This is a genomic window from Metabacillus niabensis, from assembly GCF_020524345.1.
GTDB lineage: Bacteria > Bacillota > Bacilli > Bacillales > Bacillaceae > Metabacillus > Metabacillus niabensis_B.
The window spans coordinates 75248-99203 of sequence record NZ_JAIVLH010000016.1; the positions used below are offsets into that span (position 1 = coordinate 75248).

27 protein-coding genes, 1 pseudogene and 1 riboswitch are annotated in these 23956 nt (G+C 35.7%); of the genes and pseudogenes, 18 read left to right on the forward strand and 10 right to left on the reverse strand.

Annotation, left to right across the window (positions count from 1 at the left end; genetic code table 11):
* Positions 1–390 precede the first annotated feature (390 nt).
* Positions 391–831, forward strand: a complete 441-nt coding sequence (locus LC095_RS17570) for a cell wall hydrolase (protein WP_226529375.1) — start codon at positions 391–393, stop codon at positions 829–831.
* A 228-nt stretch (positions 832–1059) separates the two neighbouring features.
* On the opposite strand, the gene LC095_RS17575 is transcribed toward LC095_RS17570, so the two are convergent.
* Together LC095_RS17575 and LC095_RS17580 are read right to left on the reverse strand one after the other, a co-directional pair.
* Positions 1060–1248 (reverse strand): hypothetical protein, encoded by a 189-nt coding sequence (locus tag LC095_RS17575; protein WP_226529376.1) that lies wholly within the window; start codon positions 1246–1248, stop codon positions 1060–1062.
* A 14-nt stretch (positions 1249–1262) separates the two neighbouring features.
* On the reverse strand, positions 1263–2462 hold the full coding sequence (locus LC095_RS17580; RefSeq protein WP_226529377.1) for an MFS transporter: 1200 nt from the start codon (positions 2460–2462) through the stop codon (positions 1263–1265).
* Between the two features lie 61 nt (positions 2463–2523).
* A riboswitch (purine riboswitch) is annotated at positions 2524–2623 on the reverse strand.
* A 305-nt stretch (positions 2624–2928) separates the two neighbouring features.
* Between LC095_RS17580 and LC095_RS17585 the strand changes: the two genes are divergently transcribed.
* A complete protein-coding gene (locus LC095_RS17585; RefSeq protein ID WP_226529378.1) occupies positions 2929–3198 on the forward strand; it encodes a CD3324 family protein in 270 nt (89 codons plus the stop codon).
* 143 nt (positions 3199–3341) lie between these two features.
* The gene (locus LC095_RS17590; RefSeq protein ID WP_226529379.1) at positions 3342–3992 is read left to right on the forward strand and encodes a FusB/FusC family EF-G-binding protein; all 651 of its coding nucleotides are present in this window, start codon (positions 3342–3344) and stop codon (positions 3990–3992) included.
* Between the two features lie 347 nt (positions 3993–4339).
* On the opposite strand, the gene LC095_RS17595 is transcribed toward LC095_RS17590, so the two are convergent.
* Positions 4340–4618, reverse strand: a complete 279-nt coding sequence (locus LC095_RS17595; protein WP_226529380.1) for a hypothetical protein — start codon at positions 4616–4618, stop codon at positions 4340–4342.
* A gap of 222 nt (positions 4619–4840) precedes the next feature.
* On the opposite strand from LC095_RS17595, the pseudogene LC095_RS17600 reads away from it, so the two are divergent.
* Positions 4841–5247: pseudogene (locus LC095_RS17600) on the forward strand (IS110 family transposase); the annotation flags it as partial.
* 111 nt (positions 5248–5358) lie between these two features.
* Here LC095_RS17600 and LC095_RS17605 read toward each other — a convergent pair.
* The gene (locus LC095_RS17605; protein ID WP_226529381.1) at positions 5359–6669 is read right to left on the reverse strand and encodes a uracil/xanthine transporter; all 1311 of its coding nucleotides are present in this window, start codon (positions 6667–6669) and stop codon (positions 5359–5361) included.
* 210 nt (positions 6670–6879) lie between these two features.
* Between LC095_RS17605 and LC095_RS17610 the strand changes: the two genes are divergently transcribed.
* Complete coding sequence (locus LC095_RS17610) at positions 6880–7398, forward strand: YcxB family protein (RefSeq protein ID WP_226529382.1); 519 nt, start codon at positions 6880–6882, stop codon at positions 7396–7398.
* Positions 7395–7955 (forward strand): GNAT family N-acetyltransferase, encoded by a 561-nt coding sequence (locus LC095_RS17615; protein WP_226529383.1) that lies wholly within the window; start codon positions 7395–7397, stop codon positions 7953–7955. The genes LC095_RS17610 and LC095_RS17615 overlap by 4 nt, the downstream gene beginning before the upstream one ends.
* 3 nt (positions 7956–7958) lie before the next feature.
* On the opposite strand, the gene LC095_RS17620 is transcribed toward LC095_RS17615, so the two are convergent.
* Complete coding sequence (locus LC095_RS17620; protein WP_226529384.1) at positions 7959–8147, reverse strand: DUF4177 domain-containing protein; 189 nt, start codon at positions 8145–8147, stop codon at positions 7959–7961.
* A 112-nt stretch (positions 8148–8259) separates the two neighbouring features.
* Entirely contained in the window at positions 8260–9459 is a 1200-nt protein-coding gene (locus LC095_RS17625; protein WP_226529385.1) for an NAD(P)/FAD-dependent oxidoreductase, read from the reverse strand.
* Positions 9460–9610: 151 nt separating this feature from the next.
* Here LC095_RS17625 and LC095_RS17630 point away from each other — a divergent pair, with 151 nt between their 5' ends.
* The 3 genes from LC095_RS17630 to LC095_RS17640 all read left to right on the forward strand — a co-directional run bounded on the left by LC095_RS17630 (position 9611) and on the right by LC095_RS17640 (position 11881).
* The gene (locus LC095_RS17630; protein ID WP_226529386.1) at positions 9611–10621 is read left to right on the forward strand and encodes a DUF3231 family protein; all 1011 of its coding nucleotides are present in this window, start codon (positions 9611–9613) and stop codon (positions 10619–10621) included.
* Between the two features lie 247 nt (positions 10622–10868).
* Positions 10869–11375, forward strand: a complete 507-nt coding sequence (locus LC095_RS17635) for a DUF1648 domain-containing protein (protein ID WP_226529387.1) — start codon at positions 10869–10871, stop codon at positions 11373–11375.
* A 71-nt stretch (positions 11376–11446) separates the two neighbouring features.
* Entirely contained in the window at positions 11447–11881 is a 435-nt protein-coding gene (locus tag LC095_RS17640) for an SRPBCC family protein (RefSeq protein WP_226529388.1), read from the forward strand.
* Between the two features lie 190 nt (positions 11882–12071).
* Here LC095_RS17640 and LC095_RS17645 read toward each other — a convergent pair whose 3' ends face one another.
* The gene (locus tag LC095_RS17645) at positions 12072–12422 is read right to left on the reverse strand and encodes a GIY-YIG nuclease family protein (RefSeq protein ID WP_226529389.1); all 351 of its coding nucleotides are present in this window, start codon (positions 12420–12422) and stop codon (positions 12072–12074) included.
* 22 nt (positions 12423–12444) lie between these two features.
* Positions 12445–13200 carry a DUF2087 domain-containing protein gene (locus LC095_RS17650; RefSeq protein ID WP_226529390.1) on the reverse strand — a complete coding sequence of 252 codons (756 nt, stop codon included), beginning with the start codon at positions 13198–13200 and terminating at the stop codon, positions 12445–12447.
* Between the two features lie 466 nt (positions 13201–13666).
* On the opposite strand from LC095_RS17650, the gene LC095_RS17655 reads away from it, so the two are divergent.
* Positions 13667–14113: a MarR family winged helix-turn-helix transcriptional regulator gene (locus tag LC095_RS17655; protein ID WP_226529391.1), complete on the forward strand. Its 447-nt coding sequence runs from the start codon at positions 13667–13669 to the stop codon at positions 14111–14113.
* 24 nt (positions 14114–14137) lie between these two features.
* Positions 14138–14623, forward strand: coding sequence for a nitroreductase family protein (locus LC095_RS17660; protein WP_226529392.1), 486 nt, complete (start codon positions 14138–14140; stop codon positions 14621–14623).
* 39 nt (positions 14624–14662) lie between these two features.
* Here LC095_RS17660 and LC095_RS17665 read toward each other — a convergent pair whose 3' ends face one another.
* Positions 14663–15283 carry a cupin domain-containing protein gene (locus tag LC095_RS17665; protein ID WP_226529393.1) on the reverse strand — a complete coding sequence of 207 codons (621 nt, stop codon included), beginning with the start codon at positions 15281–15283 and terminating at the stop codon, positions 14663–14665.
* Positions 15284–15468: 185 nt separating this feature from the next.
* Here LC095_RS17665 and LC095_RS17670 point away from each other — a divergent pair, with 185 nt between their 5' ends.
* The 3 genes from LC095_RS17670 to LC095_RS17680 all read left to right on the forward strand — a co-directional run bounded on the left by LC095_RS17670 (position 15469) and on the right by LC095_RS17680 (position 18652).
* Positions 15469–16818 (forward strand): hypothetical protein, encoded by a 1350-nt coding sequence (locus LC095_RS17670; RefSeq protein WP_226529394.1) that lies wholly within the window; start codon positions 15469–15471, stop codon positions 16816–16818.
* 225 nt (positions 16819–17043) lie between these two features.
* Positions 17044–18000 (forward strand): magnesium/cobalt transporter CorA, encoded by a 957-nt coding sequence (gene corA, locus LC095_RS17675; protein WP_226529452.1) that lies wholly within the window; start codon positions 17044–17046, stop codon positions 17998–18000.
* Between the two features lie 43 nt (positions 18001–18043).
* Complete coding sequence (locus tag LC095_RS17680) at positions 18044–18652, forward strand: DedA family protein (protein WP_226529395.1); 609 nt, start codon at positions 18044–18046, stop codon at positions 18650–18652.
* A gap of 110 nt (positions 18653–18762) precedes the next feature.
* Here the strand turns inward: LC095_RS17680 and LC095_RS17685 are convergent, their stop codons facing one another.
* Positions 18763–19578 (reverse strand): MurR/RpiR family transcriptional regulator, encoded by an 816-nt coding sequence (locus tag LC095_RS17685; RefSeq protein WP_226529396.1) that lies wholly within the window; start codon positions 19576–19578, stop codon positions 18763–18765.
* Between the two features lie 158 nt (positions 19579–19736).
* Here LC095_RS17685 and LC095_RS17690 point away from each other — a divergent pair, with 158 nt between their 5' ends.
* From LC095_RS17690 to LC095_RS17705, 4 genes are read left to right on the forward strand one after another with little or no spacing between them, the layout of a single operon-like run.
* Positions 19737–20594, forward strand: a complete 858-nt coding sequence (locus LC095_RS17690; RefSeq protein WP_226529397.1) for a cell division protein FtsQ — start codon at positions 19737–19739, stop codon at positions 20592–20594.
* Complete coding sequence (locus LC095_RS17695; RefSeq protein ID WP_226529398.1) at positions 20591–22297, forward strand: ABC transporter ATP-binding protein; 1707 nt, start codon at positions 20591–20593, stop codon at positions 22295–22297. Before LC095_RS17690 ends, LC095_RS17695 begins: the two co-directional genes overlap by 4 nt.
* Entirely contained in the window at positions 22276–23097 is an 822-nt protein-coding gene (locus tag LC095_RS17700; protein WP_226529399.1) for an energy-coupling factor transporter transmembrane component T family protein, read from the forward strand. Before LC095_RS17695 ends, LC095_RS17700 begins: the two co-directional genes overlap by 22 nt.
* 18 nt (positions 23098–23115) lie before the next feature.
* On the forward strand, positions 23116–23871 hold the full coding sequence (locus tag LC095_RS17705) for a PHP domain-containing protein (RefSeq protein ID WP_226529400.1): 756 nt from the start codon (positions 23116–23118) through the stop codon (positions 23869–23871).
* The last annotated feature ends 85 nt before the right edge of the window (positions 23872–23956 follow it).

The window sequence follows — 23956 nt, forward strand, 5'->3', positions numbered from 1 at the left end:
ACCTGAAAAACTCTAAAACTCCACTTTTAAGCTTTGATTACCCTGCAGATAATTTTTTCACCTACATAAAATTAGAGATTTAATTTGCTCTCACCTCTCATGGTATTCAACTTGTATTCAAGTAATAATATACCGACGTATTGTTAACCCAATATTTTTCTGGTGTAAAGAATTAGTTAATAAGATGTAAATGTAGAACAAGCTGTTTAAAAAGGAGGCTTAAAAAAGGGAATGATTGGATGTGTAGAAGGACCAATAAAGCAAGCTTCCAAAAAGATTGAGAGCTTACATAAAATAGGACATGTAGGGCTTAAATTCTAAGCATTCTTATTTACTATACAATGACATGAATATAGTTTTTTTTTCATACTATATTTTTGGGGTGATAAAATGGCAAGAGCAAAGTACCGGAGTTCGGATGTGGACTTAATGGCTAGAATGATGAGGGCAGAAGCTGAAGGTGAAGGAAAACAAGGCATGTTATATGTTGGGAATGTCATTGTTAATCGTTTAGTTGCAAATTGTTCAGACTTTGAAGGGCTAAGAACAGTACCTCAAGTCATTTATCAAGTGCAAGGGGGAAATTATTCCTTTGAAGCTGTTCAAAAAGGTAATATGTTTTATCAAAGAGCCCGAGAATCGGAAAGAAGATTAGCAAAACAGAATTTGGATTTTTGGAGACAACACCCAGCTAAGTATGCTCTTTGGTATTTTAATCCATATGCCCCATGCCCTCCTACATGGTATGGGCAGCCTTTCGCCGGTCAATTTAAAAATCATTGTTATTATGAACCAAAAGCTGGAACATGTGATGGTGTTTATAGCGGTTAAGCTTACTCATGCAGGTAAGCTTTTTTTTATAATGATACAATATTTCACAATCGCGGTTTATTTCATTGATTGAGTACATGATAGACAATTGAAGCTTAGATCTCGCCAACTATGTCTATCATGTACTGCATAAAAGACATTTCGCATTTGAACCACACGGCGGAAGTCTTTCAACATTAACATGAAAGACATTTTGTACTTGAACTGCGTGGCGGAAGTCTTTCAACACTAACATGAAAGACATTTTGTACTTGAACTGCGTGGCGGAAGTCTTTCAATACTAACATGAAAGACATTTGGCATTTGAACTGCAGGTCGGGTGTTTTTCAATACTAACATGAAAGACATTTCGCATTTGAACCACACTGCAAGATGTCTTTCATCATCTATCTGAAGAACATCCCAATCCAATCCCATCCCAAATCTCCCCCTTATGCCTGGGTATGTGAACGATCCCCTTTAGAAAATGAAAGTACATTTTTTCTTTTAATTTTTTTTCTTGTTATAGAATAAACAGCACATAGCAGCGAGAAGATGACGATGACTCCCCCGAACCATGCAGTGTTGGAAACTGATCCGGTTTCACTTAGTACAAAACCGCCAAATGCTGATCCGATCGCAATACCTATTTGTAAGGCGGAATTATTAAAGCTTTGCTGAATATCGGATGTAGCAGGATCTGTTTGAATTAAATAGCTTTGTTGAGGCGGTGCCAAACTCCAGCTTAATGCTGCCCAGATCATCATGATTGGGATAAATAGGATCAATGAGAAAGTCGTAAATGGTAATAAGAATAAAATGAAAGCAAACGAACTAATCACAACGATGATGCTTTTATGAGTGCCAATTGAATCTGAAAGAACTCCCCCAAATGCACCTCCACTTACGGCAGCAAGCCCAAATAGTAAATAACAAATACTGATCAGATTAGAATTGAGATGAAGTTCCGCTTCCAAAAATGGAGTGAAATAGGCATAAATTGTATAGTGTCCTGCTAACATAAACATCGTTGCAAGGTGGGCGCTGCCTATTTTTGTGCTTGCTATAGCTTTGATTTGCTGTGAAAGAGGAACCGCATTTTCTCCGGGAATTCGCTCTAGAAAAATTGAGATTAGGATGATGGAGCCAATGGATAATAGGGCAATCCCAAGGAAAATGACACGCCAGCCCAATGTATTGGAAATGAGGATTCCAAGCGGCACACCCATCACAAGTGATGAACTAATTCCCATATAGATGAGTCCCAAAGCTTTTGCCCGATGTGTTGGAGCCACAATCTTGGCAGCAATTGTTAATGACAGGACGACAATAAGTGCTGTACTCATGGCAGTTAAGACTCTAGCAATCATCATAAAAGTAAAATTAGGACTAAAATAGGTCATGATATTACCAATAAAGAAAACAAACAAAGATGTTAGATATAATTTTTTTCGCTCAATTTTACTGGTTAAGACAAGCAATACAGGTCCGGCAACAGCATAGATAAGAGCAAAAACAGATATAAGTTGACCAGCAGTACTTAATGAGATACTAAAATCATTTGCAATCGTAGGTAGTATTCCTCCTACGATTAATTCAACCAGTCCAACTGCGATGGTTGATAAGGCAAGAATAAAAACTTTTATATTCATTGTATTTTTTCATCCCTTCAACTATATATTTTTCAGAAATAAAAAAATCCTGATTACAGAAAACGAATTTTTCATTTTCTGTAATCAGGATTTTAAGGTTCCTGGTAGAGACCCTCCAGCCATATTCCAGAGGTTATACAGGTATCAAGTATTTAATTTCGATCATACTTTGAAGAGTTTACTAGATTTTAAATGATTTTTCAAGGGTTAACTTTATTTTGAAATTTTCTGATGCTTTTGATATCCAATATGAAATTCCTGTATAATTTGCTTATAAAGGGGGTGCTACTAGATGGAGAATCACGAAAGATTGTCCGGGACTTCTTCCACTCATGCAAAGCCTATTATTGGAAAGGCGATACTTTGCATGGGGTGAAATATTTATTTTTATCGCTGAACAAGCTTTTCTAATAACTTGGCTTTGCACCTTATTTGAAAGAAAACTAAAATAAGGGAGCGGGCTAAAGTGAAATATATTAATGCTACCAAAGTGTTACCAGAGAAACTGATCGTGGAGATCCAAAAATATATCCAAGGGGAAACCCTTTATATTCCTAAGCAGGAAACAGAGCATCGAAAATGGGGAAGCTTAAGTGGCGGGAGACAAATGCTTGATCGTCGTAATGCCGCCATAAAAAATTCCTTTGCCGGTGGAAAGAGTATTGAACAATTAGCGAATGAATATTACCTTTCAACCGAAACGATCAAGAAAATTGTCTATTCACATAAGAGGTAGAAAAAGCACTGATGAGAATTCTTTTTCATCAGTGCTTTTTAGGTATAAAACGGTACTAAGTCGTTTTCTCCATTTTATAAGCTGACTATATTCTTTACAATAATGTTAAAATGATGTCAGCGAATGAACAGGAGAGTTACGTGATGAACGAAAAGTTTATAAAAAATGAGCAATTGAACTTTATAAAAAAACAGATTGCATTGATAAAAGATATTTCCAAAAGAAATGTACCCAAAAGTGTTTTGCTAGCTGAAATAGACATAGCTAATGCTAAAATTATAGACAATATGACACATGCATCAGAAGAACAACTTGAAATGCTGGATATATCCAGCTTAAGAACTGACGTTGAATATGAGCAGTATATCCAACATCTATCGGACTTTGTGCTACCTTTTCCGGAAATCACTGAACAGCAAATAAAAAAGATGTTTCCTAAGAATAAGAAATTAAAGCTGCCGGATTTATCATCAATCGACCGAAGCAAACTGACTTATTTGAGCTGGACCGATCTTGGATTAAATAAAAAATTTATTGTTTATGAGCTGGATGGGAAAATGGTTGGTATTGAATGTAAAGTTACTCCGACAAGTAAAGCTAATTATTGTTCGATTTGTCAATCTATAGGTGAGGTAACCTATTTTTCTACTAAAACAAAAGCCAAAAAATCTAATAATCCCGATTATTATAAGTCCATCGGCAATCTGATTTGTGCGGATAGTAATGAATGTAATAAAAAAATAACGAATGTTGAGTATTTAACCACTGTATTAAGAGAAGCGTTAGCTAAGTGATCGGCTCACATCTATTGAAGCGACTATAAAATAAAAGCAGGTACAAAGTATTAAGTAGTTCAGATAACGTGGAGAAACATACGGAATAACATGCAAATAAACACTATGTTTAGCACCATAATTAACAGTATAAATAGCAAACAAAAACGCTTGGGTTATAAAACACCCAAGCGTCATTTTTTTATATTGTCTTTTTCACTAACGCTACCCGTTACTTCAATAAGAAAACGCAATTCATTGATTGAAAAATAAGTGTCCGTCAAATTTAACTACATATTTTGTTGCAATGCATTTCTTTGTAAGAAGGTAAGAATTATTAAGATGCTATTTCCACAATCGATAACCTATTATTTATTACGATTGGTGGTTTTGTATTTTTCACCTTTGCTATCATAGGTCACCCATTCACCAACAGGCTCACCCATTTCAAAATATCCTGAACGTTTTATTGTACCATCGGAACGATACCATTCCCAATAGCCCTCTGGCTTATCTTCAATTATTTTCCCCTTTGACCATATAGTTTTTCCATTTGCATGGTACTTTATCGTGTATCCATCAATCATTTCAAGTTTCTTTTCCTTAACACCTTTCGCGTTTATCAAGTCGCATTTTTCATTTTTCATGATTTACCTCCGATAACCATCTTTTATTTTCATCTCATTTTAATAATATTGTTTTACTTTTGCACATTTAGTGTTCATTTTTTTATATAAAACATTCAACAATCCTGCCCCGTTAGCATTCCTGTAGATCACAAATTTTTAACTTTGATAAAAAAAGAGCTCCTCGGTAAGATGAGAATAGACACCACTCTAATACTCAAATTACAAGGTGGAAGCCCTACTATGAAGTTTAAGATGCAAGACAAACAAAATCAACTAATTGAAAGCATTTCTGATCGACACCTCATTGTAGGGATAGATATTGTCCAACAAGTTCACGTTGCTCGAGCTGTTAATTATCGTGGAATTGTTGTTGGAGATCCACTTACATTTGAAAATAATGAAATAGGTTTTGCTAGATTATTAAATTGGATTAATGAACTAAAAGCTACTAAAAGGTTAATATCCGAAATTGTTGGTATGGAGCCTACTGGTCATTACTGGTTGAGCTTACCGAAATGGCTATACGACCAAAATATTGATGTAGTAACGGTTAACCCTCATCTTGTAAAAAAGAATAAGGTGACCGAGATAATACACAATCAAAAAGTGATAAAAAAGACGCTCTCGTCATCGCTGATATGGTGAAGAAAAAGAAGAGACCAAATCATATGCGATTTGGTCTCCTAATTAGCTTGCAATTACATGTGTTTCTCCACAAAAACCGAACTACTTACAGGAGTATGTACCTGCTTTTATATTTAAGCCTCGACCTCATTCATTTGAACTTTTCCTTTTTCCCATTTCACAAACATTTCTAAAAGAATGGACAATAATACGCCCATGATGAATCCATTTGAAACTAAAGGTTGGATTAAGCTTGGTAATGTATTGAAAGTGTCTGCGTCCATATTCATTATGCAAACCCCAACTAAAACAGGAATAGCAAGGCGATGAATCGTAATCGAGTTGAATGTTTGATTATGAATGCTCCTTAATGAAGTTCCGAATAATTGAAAATAAGCGACGAACAGTACGGCATTACCTACTGTAACAGGTAATGTAGCCAGCAAGCCTCCCAAGAATGGAACACTACCTAATAAAACCATTAATCCTCCGCCAATCAAATAAGGACGAAGTTGAAAGATTCGGGTGCTTTCTAAAAAACCAATAGAAGAGGCAAATGGTGCATAAGGAACTAAACCAAATAATGCTGATACAATCGAATAGGCACCATTAAGTAAATAAGATCGATCCAAACGACTTTGTGAAAACGGATCATTAAACATAGTGGAGGCTGTTGACACGGATGCAATCGTATTACTTAAATTGATAAAGCTCGCTAAAAATGTGATGGCGATAATCCCAATATTCAAATTTGGTGTACCCAGTGGGAATAGGTGTAACCCGAAGCCGGTCGATTGTGAGATCGTGCTTTGCTCCGCTGGAAATAAAATCATATAAAAAATCCAGCCAACAACAATCCCGATCAATATAGCAAAATTACTAATAACTGCCTTACCTTTGATTTTAATTAAACATACTAGTAAAACAACACCAAGTGAAAATAAACTAACCGGAATATCCAATTTTCCGTCAGGAGTAAACTTTAGCATTCCTTTGAAGAAAATAAGAATTAATTGAAAGGTTAATAGAAACAAGTAGACACTCATGACCATTGGTGTAAACACTTTTTGGATATAAGAAATAAGTTTTAATGAGCCTAAAATAAGGACAACAATCCCGGCAAGCAGCAAACCACTTGCGATCCCGCCACCGATCGTTTGAAGACTTGTTCCAGTGGAAGAGGCAATCACACATAAATTCAGCATCAAGCCCCACATAATACCGGAATGTCCTTCCATTAATGGATATCGATGTCCGATCAATCCTTGTAACAAACAAGCAATACCCGTGAAAACAAGAGAGCTTCGAAGAATCATAGAGATTTCACTATAAGGCAGATCAAATGCTGTCCCAATAGAAATAGGTACAACAATCGTATTGGCAAAGATAAAAAACAACCATTGCAAGGATGCAAAGATTGTTGCAGATGATGATAGATTTTTCATTTCATACCCGTCCTTCTTTTCATCCTGGATTTATAAATTATTTCAACAAAACAATATTATTTTACCTCTAATGAGTGAAAAGGGAAAGGTTCTGTTATTGGAAGAAAGATAAAATCCCATGGATGATTATGGTATATTTAAAAGAGTACAAATAGTTCAAGATTTACATGAAAAATGGGAATACGATAAATTACCTACTGGAGGTGAAATATGCAGATTAACTACCATTTAACAGAAGAAGATTATTTACACTTTAATCTATTTCATATAAAGAATTCTAATACAGGTCGAAAAGTACTTATGATTCAAAGGTTTCTAAGTCCTGTTATGTTTGTCGTCATAGCTTTTTTGTTTTCTTATATTACAGAGACTCCCTTTTTATTCATGTTCATTCCAATGTTTATTCTGGCAATTCTTTGGTTCATTTTTTACCCAAAATACTTTTATAACACAATCATCAGACAATCCAAGAAAATGATAAAAGAAGGGAAAAATAATGGTCTTTTAGGTGAACATACGATGATTCTAACAGAAGAGGGTATATCAGATCTGAATCAAAAGGGCGAAACAAAAGTAAATTGGTCAGGGATTGAAGTGTTTAAAGAAGATAATGATTTCTTTTATTTATACAACAGCTCAGTTAGTTCATATATTTTACCGAAACGAGCACTATCTGACGAACAGGAGTTTAGAAAGTATGTTCAATCAAAGCTAGAGGTGTCGAAATGAAAATTAAACATAAAGAGTTTTATAGTCTTGATGTGAAATACATCATAAGATCTGCAGAAGAAAAAGATGCTAAATGCCTGTCTGATGTACGTGTGAAGATTGATGGAGAAACAGAAAATATGGACAGAGAAAAAGGCGAAGCATTTATAGATAAAGTGGGATTTATACAAGTCATTAAAGAGGATACAGCATCAGAAAAAAATCTCTTTTTAATTGCTGAAATAAATGGAGAGATTGTCGGGTTCTCAAGATGTGAGGGAAATACATTAAAAAGAACTTCACATAAAGTAGAATTTGGTGTCTGTGTATTAAAGGATTACTGGGGCAATGGTATCGGACAGAATCTATTAAAAGAATCAATTTTTTGGGCTGATTCAAACGATATTAAAAAAATAAATTTGAGTGTTCTTGAAACGAATCAAAAGGCGATAAAACTGTATGAAAAATATGGATTCACGGTGGAGGGGATTTTAAAAAACGACAAAATTCTCTCGGATGGGAACTATTATCATACAGTTTTAATGGGTAGATTTAATATGCCTGAATCAAATATTTAGAACCTATCTAAGGGGTTTTTCGAAAATAATTTCAAAGTAAGAAGCAGAACCATACCCAGCCGTAGCAGGAGCGAATATTTGAACAAACCTCCAGCCATCTTCTGCGTGGCTGCGGATGATATCTTGATAATCTTCTTTCGGCTTTCTATTCCAGTTACTAAGATCAACTTTTACAAATTTATATTCGTACATAATGAAAACCTCCGATTCATTAGTCTATTCATTGATATACGAATAAGAACAATGAAAGTTTCAGCTATTTAGTAGTGTGATCAAAAATACAGTATTTTCCTTACCTCTTGATTTAACGGTCAAGGCGCACGATTTCTGCATCGGGATTTGATTGATATAGAATTAAGTCTTTTATCATTTTAGCTCCAATCATGCTATAAACCGTTCCATTTCCTCCATACCCAAGGCAGTAAAAAACCTTATCGTTTTCTGGAAGCTGCCCGATAAATGGCAATCCGTCAAGTGACTCACCAAATGTGGCTCCCCATGAATAAGCAACATCAATTTGATAATCAGGAAAATGCTCTTTTATTTTTTGAAGCAGTAATTCACCATATCTTTCTATTGTGTAGTTACTAGATGGAACTTCATTCTTGTTTTCGTCTAGTCCTCCTGCAATAATTCTTCCGTCCTTTGTTGTCCGCATATAAAAATAAGGGCGTTTTGTTTCCCATATTAAGCAGTTATCCAACCAATTTGGAAAGGAAGGTAGGGGTGTTGTAGCAATCGCATATGTCCGATTTATTTTCCCACCTAATTTTTTAGCAAACGGAATTGATTCATAGCCGGTAGAATAAATGACTTTTTTTGCAGCTATTTTTCCATTCTCTGATTGAAAATACATAAATTCCTCATCTGATCCGGTTTCCTCCAAGTCTGTCTGTTCATAGATTTCAACACCTTGTTGATGTGCATTTTTTAAAATACTGTGAATAAATTTAAATGGGTTTATTTCTGCATCACCTTTGGTTAATAAAGCAGCAGGTTTTTCAAAAGAGTAGATATTTTTTATTTCATTTTTATCTAAAAAGTCAACGTCAAATTGATGCTTCTTGAGCGCATCAAATTCTTTTTGAAGCTTTGGGATATCTTCTTCAGAACTAGCATAATACAGGCTATCTCTGCGGACAAAATCAACAGGCTCAGCAAGTTCATTTGCTATTACCTGTAATTCGTCTACTGCTTTCAAGCAAAGTTTATAAAAGCGAACCGCCTTTTCTTCCCCTAGTTTTTCAATAAATTCATGGAGCATTTTGTCATTTGCATATTGCAGTAAACCAGTGTTAGCGGCTGAACTCCCACTACCGATGGTTTCCTTTTCAACTAATACAGTCTTGATAGGAAGTTTTGATAAAGTATGGGCACACAAAGCACCTGACATTCCTCCGCCTACAATTAAAACATCGCAAGTCATCACTTCATTAAGTTTTGAATAATTTGATATGTTGTTAAACGTCTCAGGCCAATATAAATTTCCATTATGTAATTCCATTTTCATGCCTCCTCATAGATATAAAAGATTAATACCCGTTTTTAGTTAGAGAAGAACATTGAATTTTTATTTTCAGGACATGCATGATACGTTCATAAATTTCATTAATTTGGGAAAGTTATAAGAAAAATAGGGACAGGGGGCTTTTTAGGTGACTAGATCAGCTCGAATACCAATTACATCTTCAGAATTAGGAAACTTGTGGATGACATATCAAGAAAAAACAATGATTATGAGATTTCTGGAATATTTTCTTGAACACGCCGATAATGAGGGAACTAAGAATCTTTTACAACAATATTATGAACGTGCAGGCGAAAGTGTTGAAGTAGTCACATCCATTTTTCAAGAGGAAGGCGCAGTCATTCCAAATGGCTTTACTGATAAAGATGTGAATAAAGGTGTTCCAAAACTTTATAATTTTATGTATGACCTCATGTTTTTACATATGATGGCCAAGATAGACACAAATCTGTATGCTCTTTATTCAACGATGTCTTATCGTCAAGATATAAGACAATTTTTTAAAAGATTAACATCTGAAGCACAAGAAACATATGACCAAACAACACAGAGCCTTTTAGAAGCAGGAGTGCTTTCGCGACCTCCATATGTTTCCATGCCAAAAGAAGTGAAGTATGTAAATGACAAGAAATATATGACAGGAATAAATTGGTTTAATAATGAAAGATCGTTAAATACAATAGAAATTTCCCTTATCTATCATGCGATAGAGACAAACCTAACTGGAATGCAATTAATGATTGGATTCGCTCAAGTAGCAAATAATCAACAAGTAAGAGATCATTTTATAAAAGGTATGGAGCTTTCAAAGAAAATTGAAACATCGTTAGGCGAATTCTTGCGCCAAGATTTTATTGAACCACCTGCAACTTACGCTGGAAAAGCTACTGATTCAACAGTTTCCCCATTTTCAGATAAGATAATGCTTTATATTACCAGCCTGTTAACCACATTCGGACTGGGAAGTAATGCACTGGGCGGAGCTTTTAGTTTACGTACGGATTTACCTACGAAAATGATCCTCATTTCGAAAGATATTTTGGATTTTGCAAAGCAAGGCGGAAGAATTATGTTGAAAAACGGTTGGATGGAAGAACCTCCAATGATAGAAAATCGAAATGATTTGACAAAGAGATAAGATGATATTCGGAATACTATTATTGGATATTTTGAATGATCATGATGAATGAGGAAATTGTTCATTAGTTAATTATGTTAAATTAAAAAGTTTTTGAGAAGGTTGCGCTATCCAAGGAAGGGATTAGCGCTATTTTTCATGAAATGAATAAAGAGCAATAAAGTAATGTTTTCTACATATGTTTTCAGTGAAACTTGTTGAGGGGGAAGTTCGTATATGTAATAAACACAATAGAGGAGGAAGGACTGTGTCGACTTCTTGGAAACGCCCCAAAATTCCCATAAAGAAAACAAAAAGTGAATGGGCTTGGGATGTTATTGGATATGCTTTGTATTTAGGGTCACTAATCTTCTTAATGGTTGTTTGGAACATGCTTCCAAATGAAATTCCCGCACATTATAATGCTATTGGTGAAGTTGATCGTTGGGGATCAAAATGGGGAATTTTGATTTTACCGATTATCGGGGCATTTTTGCTAGTCTTCCTGCAGTTAATTGAAAAATATCCAGAAGTGCATAATTATCCTGCTCGATTAAATGAATTGAACGCAGAAAAGTTTTATTTACTTAGTCGAAAACTAGTAAATCAACTGAAAAATATTTGCTTAATCCTTTTTGCTCTTATTATATTTGAATCAGCGTCGATTGCTTTAGGCTGGGGAACTGGCTTTAGCAAATGGTTTTTGCCATTAACTATTTTAGGTACGGGAATTCCAATTATAATAGGTGTAATGAAACAAAGAAAAATTAAATAAAAAGGATGCTTTTACAAATTTTAATCTTACAAGAAAAGTTTTAAATATATGAATATAGGAGGGCACTTACAATGACAAAACAATTAACTGTGAAAGATGAAATTTTGATTGACGCAACACCTTCAAAAGTCTGGGAAATTCTTACGAAACCAAAATATGTTGCACAATGGGATGAGCTACCAGAAGATTATCCTAATGATGATATGACTGAAGGAAGCAGGGTCGTTTGGGAGTTGCCTGATGGAGGGAAATCCATTACAACCATCATTAAAGCAGAGGTAGGGAAGGAGCTCATTATTTCGTTATTTGTTTCGAAATGGGAAGTTCAACCGAACGAAGGTGATGTGGCTTACCGGTATCAATTAGAAGAAAAGGGAAACAAGACCCTGCTCAAATTTGAGATTGGTGACTTTTCCCTACTTAGTAATGGACAAATGTATTATGATGCTTCAATGGAATTTGCTCAAAACTCCAAGCAAGTCATTAAGCAGTTAGCGGAAAATTGAAAAGGGAAGTGTGAAATTTATCGATAATCCTAAAGACAGGTATGTTGCTTTTATTGGTGGTGCAATAGGTGCAATCCTTGGAATCTTAGCCTATGTAAATGATTGGTCGGGTTACGAGCAGATAAATACATAGTCAATTCATTACATTAGGACTTGGTTTTTTCCAAGTCCTAATGCCACTAAAAAACATTTACTTTTTATGATAACCTTTCTCTCCAAATGGCTGAGTCTGTTCTAGCCATTTTTCCTCAAGAAGGGCTAAAGCCTCCTTTTCATTAAAATAAGGTTCGTCCTTCTTTTTTAGTTTTTCTAAAATAGTAAATGTGAAGGCATCTTTCCCAAATTCATTCCATTCTTTTTGTAGTTGTTTGTTAAGAACGAATCCATTTGTTTCCAACATGAATTTTTTCCCATTTAAGTTTTTTAAGTTTCTTGTACTACCAATAAAGACTTTGTTATTTTTTTCGTTTTTAATTTGATAAACACCTGCTTCAATGGGTATTTCTTTATATTGATGTTTCAATTCTTTTTTACGGTCCATAATATTTTCCTCCTTGTTCTCCTTATTTTCTAACCCAATACTGACTTCCATCTGATTTCCGGTCAATAAATCCGTACTCAATTAAATATCTTCTGATCAGAGCATAATCTTCATAATAGCCTTTTAACGTCTGATTGAGCTCTTTTTCATTGTAGATATGTTCTGATTTTAACGCTCCGGCAATTTCTCTAAGCACAACAAGTCTTTGTTTTTCTTTTGGAGGGAATTTACTCAAGGCCTTGCGTGTTCCTGCAGGAAAGTATTTGTTTATTATTTTTTCTTGTTCATCTTGAGTGATATTGTACCTGTCATCTATCATTGTGGCAGTTTTATGGACGGGTAGAAAAGCGGGAGCATATTCATCCTTTTCCTTTAATAACTCCATCATTGCTAAAAATGTCTTCGCTTGCCGTTCCTTTTCTTTTAAAGCAAATCGGTGCTGACGAATTGTAGAGGGGCTTCCAATGTTGAGTTCATTTTGAATGTCTTTGTCACTTTTCCCTTGATAAAAAAGCTGTAAAAGACGCTTTTGATGTTCGGTTAGACCTGTTAGTTTTTTATCCATTTCAATTAAATAATCAAAAACACTATTATGAGTGCTTTCAATATGAATCCTCATAAATCTTTCTGCTTCGTAAAGTCTATCTTCATAAGGATAAACAATCCCTTTTTCGATTTTTTTCTCACATAACAGGCAAGTATAGGAGTCTTTAGTTTCGATATATCCCTGTTTCAGCTCTTCAAGGATTGCTTCCCAAAATATACTGGATGTTTCCATATTCATACACTTCCTAACGTATTTATATAAACATGATTTATATTTGTTTATTATTTATATGGACATTTTATTAAATTGTTTATGTATTGTCAAATAGAATGATGGACGTTTTATATGTTTGTTTATGAATAAATATTGTTTTTTTATTGGAAGGTTGTATAAAAAGGGGAACTTGTTATAGTTATAAGCATGGTATATAAAATAAGATTTAATATAAAAGTAAGGGGATCGATTTATTTATGGTGATCATGATTATTATTATTTTAATTGTATTCTTATTTGATTTCACAAGGCTGAGAAGGCAAAACGATACTTTAATAGAACAAAATGAAAAAGTAATATCATTGTTGGAGGAAATAAAAAATAAAGAGTGAAAAAGACTGCAAATAAATTGTTATAAAGATACTTTACTCACATTGACTAATATTTAGGATCGCTATATAATTTAATTGCGAGGTGAAGATTGATGAAATCACGTGACCAGCAGTTGGAACAGTTCGTGGATTGTTTTCAAGCGATTGGTCGATCTATGAAGCGAAATCAGAGAAGCAATCATAAAGCAACAGAGATGACGAAGACACAGTGGATCATTCTTCGCTTCCTTTGGAAACACGGTAGATGTTCTATTGGCCAGCTTGCAGAGCAGTTGGAAGTTCGTTCAAGTTCCATGTCTCAAATGATTGATCGCCTGGAGTTAGCTGGAATGGTTTCTCGGGAACCGAACCAACAAGATGCTAGAACAAAGGTAGTGACCTTAACAGATACAGGAAAAGATTCTATTATGAAAATGAAAGATGCTCAAATAGAATTGCTGGCAGGTCCGTTTAATCAGCTTACTTCAGAGGAACAAGAAATACTCGTGAACATCTTAAAGAAAATGACATACAATCTTAATCACAAGGAAAATAAATGATTTTCCAAATAGGAGGGCTTTTTCTTGAAAATACTTGAAACTATTTATTCCCGTCGTAATATCAAAAACTTTAAATCTGATTCTATTGATAAAGAGCTATTAAACAAATGGCTTCAAGCTGGTACTATGGCACCCAATCATAAAATGACAGAACCTTGGGAAGTGCTAGTTATTGGAGAAGAAACAAGAGCTAAGTTGAATCATAAAGCAGACTTTTTTGGTGCACCTGTTGTTCTTGCTGTATTATCTAAACATGGTGCAACAGAAATTGAAACATATGAAAACTTGATCACTACAGCTTGTTTTGTTCAAAATTTTAATTTAGCTGCATGGGAAGAAGGAGTAGGAACATTCTGGTCATCAGTTGGAAACGCTCAAAAAAATCGTGAAATACTAGGTGCTTCAGAAGAATATGATGTAGTTGGAGTACTAGGTGTCGGATATCCGGAGGAAATCAATGCTCCAAAAGACAGAAAACCAATTCATGAGAAAATTAAATACTTACCTTAAAAGGACGAGGATCATCTCGTCCTTTTTAATTACTTATCCCTAATAATGGTATGGAAAGTACGAATAATACTGCTGCTGTGAATAGTTCCAATCACGTTGATTTCGATAGTGTGAAGATCTATGGGAACGATTTTGTGGCTTTTTACAATCTTTAGTAGGACCGATGAAAATGGATGGTGTAACAGGTTTGATTGCCTCTTTCCACTTAGATTCATCCATACAGTAGGTGTGAGCCATTATATTTGAAGGCGTTAACTTTAATAGATCTGAACCTAGAATAACTTCCGGAGTATTTGCATCAAAAATAGCAAGCAAGTGAGTGTTGTCGACCGTAGCTACTTCATAATGCCACCATGCTTTTGGGACATTTGCTACTTGACCAGGTGTAATTGGGAAGTTCTCAATTTGTTTCGTATTTGGATTCAATATGGAGACAACCGCTGCACCGGAAATACAATAAACAAGTTCTGCCGCATTCTGATGATAGTGTGGTTCAACCACATTATTAGCACTAAGGAAAATATCTAGTAATGAAACATTTTTAAGTGTGTTTAATTGCTGGACACCTAAAATGTTAATGTAATTGTTTTTATCTTTTTTCATAAGCGGACTTTTATTTAAATCAAAGGTGAATTGTGCTGTTTGTGTATTTAAGGTCATTCTTTCATCCTCCTCATTTTTAATGTTCTTCCCAATTTATGTTAAAACTGGATAGTAGGTGCACTTCCGATTTTTAAGGCTTGTTTGGGAGGTAGGCAGTAGACTATTTTTTTAAAATGAAGGACACTCCTCGTTTTTTTACATAAAAAGTAATAGGCATTAATTCAAGTAATGGAGTGTGCATAATGGAGGAAAAGGAGAATGTAAAGCACGATTCATGTAACCATGATGAACGTTGTAAGGAATGTCATAAATGCAGTAAATGTAACCCGAAAGATGAATGTAACCGCAAGAAGTCAAAGTTTCGTGCAAGTTGTCATGAAATGTTGCGGCCTAAATGTCCGGAACCTCATAAATGTCCACCAGGTTGCAAGGATTGCAGAAAGGAACAAATTGTTTGCCAATCACATGGAGATCAAGGAGGGCAAGAACAAGGAAGCCAAGAACAAACACTTTGGCAGTCGCATGGGGACCAGGGAGGGCAAGCTCAGGGGGATCAGGAACAGAATCAGACGATTGGTGATCAGGAGCAAGTTTTAACAATAGGTGATTCACAGCAAAGTCAGTCCCTCGGAGATCAGCAGCAGGAGCAAAACCTTTATCAAACACACGGTGATCAAGGAGGCCAGGCACAAGGAGATCAAGAGCAAAATCAGGTACAATCACATGGCGATCAAGATCAACAACAAACACTAGGGAACCAAGACCAGAATCAAACACAATCACATGGGAATCAAGAACAAACACTTGGAGAACAAACACAAGAGCAGTCACATGGAGATCAAACTTTAGGAGATCAAATTATTCGTGGACATACAAATACATCACCGCTAAATAATACACAACGAATTGATACGAATGTAAGCGGAGTGACCGTCAATTTAACAACAAATTGCCAAAGTGATGTTGTGTGTGGTTCATGCAAAGAAAAGCATCATCAGGAGAAAAAGGAATGTGATGAAAAAGATCATTGTGAAACGTGCTGTAAGTGTTCATTATGTTCTTTGCTTAATAGAGTACAAATGCTTCAAGCCGGAAATGATGTTAGTGGGATTAACATTTTATTATCCTTCCCGGTAACGGCTAATTCGCTTATAGATCAAGAGATTGCGTTTATAGATGATTGTAAAACTGTAACATTCAGAGATAGCGTTCAAGGGGAAACGAATCCAAGAACAACTATTCCATTAGGAAATGTATCAGGAATTAATGTGAGCATTGATGATACAACAGAAGTATTCTTCAATGCTCTTATTAAATTAGCTTCCAGTTGTGGAGAAAAAAATGAGAGTGATGTTTGTGGATGTGGAAAAAAATATAAGAAATGTAAAAATGACATCAGTAGTGATTTAGCAGCAGCAGCCAAATTCGGTCTAGCCGTAAATCTATTCATCGCTGGCCAAACAGACCCCACAGAAAACCTATATGTTCTAAACGTCTGTGACTGTTTAGTCTTCCTGGTAGATGATCTAACAGACCCAACGAATATCTCCATCATTACTCTATGTGCAATAAATGGATATGTCATACCATGAGGAACGGGGGAAGGAACGGGGGGACAGGTACCTCGTCCCAGCGAAGCACTGGGACATGGTACCTGTCCCCCCGTTTCTGTGCTATTATTAAACAGGAATAAGAAACCGTTCCTACTTACCATTTCATTGAGGGTGGATTTTTGTTACAATATTTTCTTTAGAAGAGTTGTTTGCCGGAAATGAGCAGGACATGTTTCTTGAAAAAGTATGAAGCAGGTGCTTTTTATGATAAATGTAGTTGGGATTACATATGACAATCAAATAGAAAAGAATCTCTCGATACATGACGCAGATTTAGATCAATATAAGTGGTTTTGGGTAGATTTTCATGAACCTAGTGATGATGAGATCAAGCATCTTGCTTACACATTCCGTTTCCATCCGCTTGCGATTGAAGATTGTATTCAAGTCCTTCAGCGTCCAAAGCTGGATTATTATGATGATCATAGCTTCTATGTCACCCATATAGTCAGAGAACAAGACAATGAAATTTACAAAGAGGAAATAGACTTCTTTGTAGGTGAAAAATTTATTGTGACCTTTCATCGTATGCCAGCGAAAGAAGTAGCACAGGTCTGGGATAGATTATTGGAACAAAAAAATACGGAGAAATGGGACAGCTTTTATGTGTTCTATCAAATTTTAGACAAGATTGTGGATAATTATTTTCCACTTATTTATAAAATAGAAGACCGGTTGGACAAAATTGAGGACAATACACAAAACAAATCAATGACTGTGTTAATGAATGAGTTATTTGATACAAGACATATGCTGTTAAACTTAAGACACAGTGTGCATCCAATGCGTGATTTACTCTACCGCATGTTAAATTCTCATCACTTACATGGGATAAGAGAAAGAAGAGAGTATTTTTCTGATATTTATGACCATCTTTTGAAGCTATCAGAAATGGTTATGTCAAATAGAGAAGTAACAGCTGACATACGAGACAGTTATCTCTCATTAAACTCACATCAAACAAATAATGTAATGAAGGTTCTTACAATTATTACCTCTATCTTTGCTCCGTTAACATTTATCGCAGGAATTTACGGTATGAATTTTGAGAATATGCCAGAGTTAACATGGAAATATGGCTACTTTATATCATTGGGCTTAATGTTAGTGATAGGAATTTTAATGCTTTTGTGGTTCAAAAGCAAAGGCTGGTTTAAGTAACTAGGAACAGTATGAAAAATTGATAAAAGAATAAGGAGAAATTATGGAAAATTGGTTAATGTCAGTTATGGAGAATTACGGTTATGTAGGGATTATGTTACTAATTGCTTTAGAAAATATTTTTCCTCCCATTCCCTCAGAAGTAATTTTAACTTTTGGCGGTTTCATGACCACTACGACGAATTTATCAATAACGGGAGTTGTCATTGCCTCAACAATCGGTTCTGTCATAGGGGCTGGTGTGCTATATTTTATCGGGTTGCAGCTTGATGTTGAAAGACTAGATAAAATCGTAGAAAAATGGGGCCATATTCTACGTTTGACAAAGAAAGATATCCACAAAGCTGATGCCTGGTTTGATAAGTATGGACCTTGGACGGTTTTCTTTTGTCGATTTGTCCCATTAATTCGCAGTCTGATTTCGATTCCTGCCGGGATGTCAAATATGAAGCTGGGGTTATTTTTTCTTTTAACAACACTTGGAACACTCATTTGGAATATTGTCTTAGTGTATCTGGGTGCATCGGTTGGGTCCTCGTGGGAAGCCATTGTTGAGAAAATGGATATATACTCTGATGTCGTGTATGTCATTTTGGCTTTACTTGCGATCGCATTTGTTATTTTCTTTATTAAAACTAGAAAAAAGAAGTGATTCTGCCGGTAATGGAAAATTAGGAGTGACACTAAAAATGTCTGGAAAATTGGACTTTTAGGTCACTCTTTTTTTATATGAAATATTAAGATCTCCTCAAAAAAACACTATCACCTCGGAAGATCCTCCTTGTATAGTTTTCTCATCTTATCTAGTAACTCCATATGTATTATGGAGTCTTCTATTTTACCTATTTCCACTATTAAGTTTTCTATTAAAAATAGCGGTGCAATCATAGAGTGGAACTCATCTTTTTCTCCACGGTCTGCATACAAAAACACATCCACAGGATAAGGAGTATCAAGCATGAATTCATCACTTATTACGATCGTGCTACACCTTGTATCTTTTGCATGTTTTAAAAGAACTTCGGCTTCTTTTAATAATCGGCTAAAGCTGAATAGTAATACTGCACTTTGATTATTAATGTGAATGAGTTCCTCCAATATCTCGCTTCCCATCCATTTGATCAATTTTACATCTATTCCGTAGCGTCTAAGCCGATAGGTTAAAAGCTCTCCAAGACATAGAGAAGGGCCGGGAGCATAGATAAACAGACATTTTGCTTTACGAATGATGTTGATTGCTTCCTCAAACTGCGCTCTCTGAAAATGGTTCAATGTTAATTGAAGATGATGGATACTGCGATTTAAATGATGACTTTGAACATCTGTGTACTCCAAGTCAATCACGGTTTTTAATATCTTTTTGGCCGGAGTTATGTCACGCTTTTCCTTTAATTTTTGTTTGTAATCTTTTAAATTCTCATATCCAATGGTTTTCCAAAAGCGTGATACGGATGCAACAGATACTCCAACTGCTTGTGCTATATCTTTTTCAGTTGCGATCATCACAGTTGATTCATTATGGAGAATCCAACGCCCAATTTTTAGTTGACTTTGTGAAAGTGCATGTAACTCAAACATTAGCATCCTCCTTTTTCTATTATGCTAGCATGTTTTGATAAAAAAATATCAAAATGAAAGAAAATGATAATAATTTTACAGAAGCTTTACATGAACACCATCACAGGTTTAAATTCCCTTCTTAAAATAAAGAGGAAATAACAAAAGGAGGGAATACAATGAAAAAACAGTTCGCATTAACACAGTCTCAAAAAATGATGGTTTTTATCTTATCCATGTCTCTTTATGGCTTATCAAACATGATTACAGAACTTGTTCCATCCATTTATTTAGGTCCTGTTGAATTTTCCATTGAGTATTTTGCTTTTATACCTCTAACTCTTTGTATCTTGTTTCATCCATTGTATGCAGCTGTAGGTGCAGCATTAGGTGAAGTGATTTTTGGGGAATTGATGCTCGGTCAATTTGGTGGTTTTGGAGAGCTTGAAAAATTTATTGCGTTTTCTTTAGCGATGTATATTGCAGGAATTATGGTAAGTGATCCGACAAACAAGCGCCAAGTAGGTATTGCGGCGATTTCGGGAGTCATTATTCATCAGTTAATTAGCATGATGGTTGACATAGGAAAGGTTTGGATAGGTGTTGATGACTTTGAAGTACTTCCGGGACTTGCAGAAAGTGTTGTTATTGTTGAAGGGTTTGCCTTTTTAAATGATATCTTATTTTCCGGAATTTTATTTGCTTTATTACCTACTTTATATCTTGTCCCGCGTTTATACGGAAAAATTGAACCGCTGCTCGGGATGAAACCGCGGACTCGTGAAAATGCACACTCTATTCGTGGAATTCTGCATCCAAAGCTTGTTATATTATCGGTCATTCTTGCATTTTCTGCATTTGGGTTTGAATTTTTATCTGAGACAGACTTAAATGTGTTTGAATGGGAAGCTTCGTTTGCTGAAGACTCTGAATTAACATTGACTTGGTTAAGTATTGGAGTAGCAGGGATTGTTGCAGCACTAATGTTGTATATGACGATTTCACGTTCGAAAAAAGAAAGGAAAAATGCAGCATGAAACCTGTCATTAGCATTGAAAATGTCACCTTTACATATCCAAGTGAAGAAGAAGCAATATTACGGAATATGAATGTGACGATAGAACAAGGGGAGTTTTTAGCCATTATCGGAGGAAATGGAAGTGGAAAATCCACATTATGCAAGTTGTTGAACGGCTTAATTCCTCATTATTACACAGGGGATTTTGAAGGTAAGGCGACGATCAACGGGTTGGATGTAGCAACAAGTACTGTTGCCGACCTTTCAGCACATGTTGGTTATGTGTATCAGGATTTCGAAAACCAGCTAGTACAGGCGAGAGTGCTTGAAGATGCGGAATTTGCTCCACTTAATTTTGGATACGCAGACTATAAGGAACGTGCTCGGGAAGCTCTCCGCTTAGTAGAACTTGAGGATTGTGAACAGGAGTTTGTGTGGCAACTCAGCGGTGGTCAAAAGCATTTACTTGCACTTGCCGGCTGTCTAGCTCTTAGTCCTGATATTCTAGTACTTGATGAACCAATTGCACAATTAGATCCACATCACGCAAAAAAAATGTACGAAATTCTAAAAAAGCTTCATGAAGAACATGGAAAAACGATTATAGTTATCGAACATCATACAGAGTTTATTGCTGACTATTGTTCAACTGTTTTGTTGGTAGACAAAGGGCAAGCTGTATGGAAGAGGTCAGTCAAAAAGGCACTTACAGCTGTGGAAGATTTAATGGAGCGTAATATTTATCCTCCCCAGGTGACACAAGCAGCAATTGAACTGGGTGGCTCTTCTGCTCTTCCAATTACATTGGCAGAAGCTGAAAATTATTTTACAGATAAATTATTTTCTAATGATACTTTATGTTATCCAACGGTCCCTTTAGGAAAAAGGCAAGAAGCAGTGTCATTTCATGATGTTGAATTCTCATATAAGACGGTTGACCGATCTTTTCATCATATTTTAAAAAATATTAATGTCACCTTCTATAAAGGAGAAAAAGTAGCTCTTGTTGGAAATAATGGAGCCGGAAAGTCAACATTAATGCGGCTTTTAACGGGATTTCGCAAGCCTGCTTCCGGTACCGTAAATGTGATGGGGCATTTGACGTCAAAACATTCACCTGAGCAGTTAGCGGATATCGTGACATATATTTACCAAAATCCTGAGCAAATGTTTATTGAGGATTCTGTCCGTAAGGATGTTGAGTTTTTCTTAAAAGCCCGCAATCGAAAAGGGTATAAAGAAAGAGTTGATCACATTCTCGAGCTTTTTAACTTGTCGGTTCTGCAGAATAAAGACAGCCGTCTCATGAGCGGGGGGCAACAACGGCGTGCTTCGCTAGCGATTGGAGCGGCGATGGATCCGGCTATTATTCTACTTGATGAACCAACGGCAAACCTTGATATTGCTACAAGGAAACAGCTTATCCAATTTATTCATATGTTGGACCACCACACGGAACTAGTCATGATCGCCACACATGATATGCAATTAGTTAGTGAATGGGCAACACGTGTTATTGTTATGCATGATGGACACGTGATCTATGATGGTGACAAGGAAGGATTGTTTTCCGATCTGTTTTTGATGAGAAAAGCAGGCATTGTCCCCCCGCAAATTGTTGAACTTAGCCACAGGCTGCAGCTTTCACCTGCTGCTTATTCGATTGCTTCATTTGTGGAACGATTTCAGGAGGAAACAAGATGGAATATGCAAAAAGCATGATTGATAAGTTAAGCGTTGAACAAGTGAAAATCGAATTGATGAATACAGCGTATGCTAACGATCAGACATTTATTGCAAAATTGGATCCCCGAATATTATTCATGTGGTACGGATTTTTTGGGATCGCCCCTTGGTTTATTCATAATAAAATTGTTTTATTCGGGCTGTTAACTGTTACGATCCTAACAACAATTTTGACAAAAGTAAGCAGGTTAATCCTCTTTATTTTAATTTTGGGTTTACTCGGGCAAGGCGGTTATTTACTCATTGCATCTCTTTTCTTTGGAGGAGATATGGCTGTCCTATTGCCGTTATTAATGTTAACAGTAAAGCTTGCTGTCATATCGCTTGCCAGCATAACGGTCTTTTGTTCTATGAGCCCTGAAAAATTAAGTGTGGGCCTGTTAAGTATTGGCGTACCAGGTCATGTTTCCTTTTCAATTTCATATGGTTATCGAATGCTTCCTTTGTTATTAGAAGAATACAACCATGTGTTTATGTCATACAGATTAAGGGGAAGAGCACCAGAGAAAAAAGGAGTATTCTATTGGAGGACAGCAAGTTATTTCATCAAATTGGCGGTGATGTCCTTTTACCCGTTACTTTTAAGCACGGCTAAACGAGCAAGGACAACTGTTGAAGCACTTGAAACAAAAGGCAGTAAGAATGCTTTTAGTAATCCTAAGGTGAAACAACTAAAGCTTCAATCCTTAAGTATTGGCCGGAATGATGTTCTATTTCTCACCACAAGTATTTTTTATATTATCGTTCTCATGGTAGCAGGTAATCTTTATAAATAAAAATGGAGGGGTTTATCAATGAAAATGGACTTTCATACTCATATCAAAATATCAAAAAAATCGAACTTTGATCCGGCATACTTTCGGGAAATGACAAGGGAGGCAAAAGAAGCCGGTCTTGATGCAATTGCCTTAACAGAGCATTTTAATACGTTGAATTTTCTTGATGTATATGACTTTTTAGACGCTCACTATCCTTATAAAAATGATTACTATGATGTAGGTGGATTAAAGATTTTCCCTGGAATTGAAGTCGATGTTAAGGAAGTTGGCCACATTCTGCTAATCAGTCGCCGTGAATCCATTTTAGCCATCTATTATGAATTGAAATATCATCTGGATGAAGAGAATTTTATCCCGTTCTCAGATTTAATGAACCTTGCAGAATCCTTTGAAACAATTAAAATTGGCGGACATCCATTCCGACCAAGTACACCACTTACCCAGCACAAGCCATTTCAGCTGAAACGATTGGATGCCCTTGATTTAAACGGTAAAGATCTTCATTCAATCGGAATTGAGGAAAACCAAAAATATGTCTACAGATTGGCTGAAGAACTGGAATTGCCAATAGTAGGAGGTAGTGATACTCACCAATTCCTTCAATATGGCTCGATAGTAAATGAATTCAATGGTCACTACAATACAATAAATGAAGTAAAAAGGGCAATTAAAGACAATGCTTTCACTATTTATATCTCACCGGATCTACATTTAAGGGTACGATCTGCCTCACTAACAAAAAAGTTAATAAAGCAGCTTATGGCGGTATAATAGGACAGTGATTTGTCCTGTTTTTTATTGGGTCGAGGTACCTGTCCCCCTGTACCACGAAAATGTTAGATAAAATTACAAATAA

Coding starts and splice junctions, on each gene's coding strand:
- LC095_RS17570 (WP_226529375.1), top strand. CDS start 391: ATGGCAAGAGCAAAGTACCGGAGTTCGGATGTGGACTTAATGGCTAGA.
- LC095_RS17575 (WP_226529376.1), bottom strand. CDS start 1,248: ATGGGATTGGATTGGGATGTTCTTCAGATAGATGATGAAAGACATCTT.
- LC095_RS17580 (WP_226529377.1), bottom strand. CDS start 2,462: ATGAATATAAAAGTTTTTATTCTTGCCTTATCAACCATCGCAGTTGGA.
- LC095_RS17590 (WP_226529379.1), top strand. CDS start 3,342: ATGAACGAAAAGTTTATAAAAAATGAGCAATTGAACTTTATAAAAAAA.
- LC095_RS17595 (WP_226529380.1), bottom strand. CDS start 4,618: ATGAAAAATGAAAAATGCGACTTGATAAACGCGAAAGGTGTTAAGGAA.
- LC095_RS17605 (WP_226529381.1), bottom strand. CDS start 6,669: ATGAAAAATCTATCATCATCTGCAACAATCTTTGCATCCTTGCAATGG.
- LC095_RS17610 (WP_226529382.1), top strand. CDS start 6,880: ATGCAGATTAACTACCATTTAACAGAAGAAGATTATTTACACTTTAAT.
- LC095_RS17615 (WP_226529383.1), top strand. CDS start 7,395: ATGAAAATTAAACATAAAGAGTTTTATAGTCTTGATGTGAAATACATC.
- LC095_RS17620 (WP_226529384.1), bottom strand. CDS start 8,147: ATGTACGAATATAAATTTGTAAAAGTTGATCTTAGTAACTGGAATAGA.
- LC095_RS17625 (WP_226529385.1), bottom strand. CDS start 9,459: ATGGAATTACATAATGGAAATTTATATTGGCCTGAGACGTTTAACAAC.
- LC095_RS17640 (WP_226529388.1), top strand. CDS start 11,447: ATGACAAAACAATTAACTGTGAAAGATGAAATTTTGATTGACGCAACA.
- LC095_RS17645 (WP_226529389.1), bottom strand. CDS start 12,422: ATGGACCGTAAAAAAGAATTGAAACATCAATATAAAGAAATACCCATT.
- LC095_RS17650 (WP_226529390.1), bottom strand. CDS start 13,200: ATGGAAACATCCAGTATATTTTGGGAAGCAATCCTTGAAGAGCTGAAA.
- LC095_RS17655 (WP_226529391.1), top strand. CDS start 13,667: ATGAAATCACGTGACCAGCAGTTGGAACAGTTCGTGGATTGTTTTCAA.
- LC095_RS17665 (WP_226529393.1), bottom strand. CDS start 15,283: ATGACCTTAAATACACAAACAGCACAATTCACCTTTGATTTAAATAAA.
- LC095_RS17670 (WP_226529394.1), top strand. CDS start 15,469: ATGGAGGAAAAGGAGAATGTAAAGCACGATTCATGTAACCATGATGAA.
- corA (WP_226529452.1), top strand. CDS start 17,044: ATGATAAATGTAGTTGGGATTACATATGACAATCAAATAGAAAAGAAT.
- LC095_RS17680 (WP_226529395.1), top strand. CDS start 18,044: ATGGAAAATTGGTTAATGTCAGTTATGGAGAATTACGGTTATGTAGGG.
- LC095_RS17685 (WP_226529396.1), bottom strand. CDS start 19,578: ATGTTTGAGTTACATGCACTTTCACAAAGTCAACTAAAAATTGGGCGT.
- LC095_RS17690 (WP_226529397.1), top strand. CDS start 19,737: ATGAAAAAACAGTTCGCATTAACACAGTCTCAAAAAATGATGGTTTTT.
- LC095_RS17695 (WP_226529398.1), top strand. CDS start 20,591: ATGAAACCTGTCATTAGCATTGAAAATGTCACCTTTACATATCCAAGT.
- LC095_RS17700 (WP_226529399.1), top strand. CDS start 22,276: ATGGAATATGCAAAAAGCATGATTGATAAGTTAAGCGTTGAACAAGTG.
- LC095_RS17705 (WP_226529400.1), top strand. CDS start 23,116: ATGAAAATGGACTTTCATACTCATATCAAAATATCAAAAAAATCGAAC.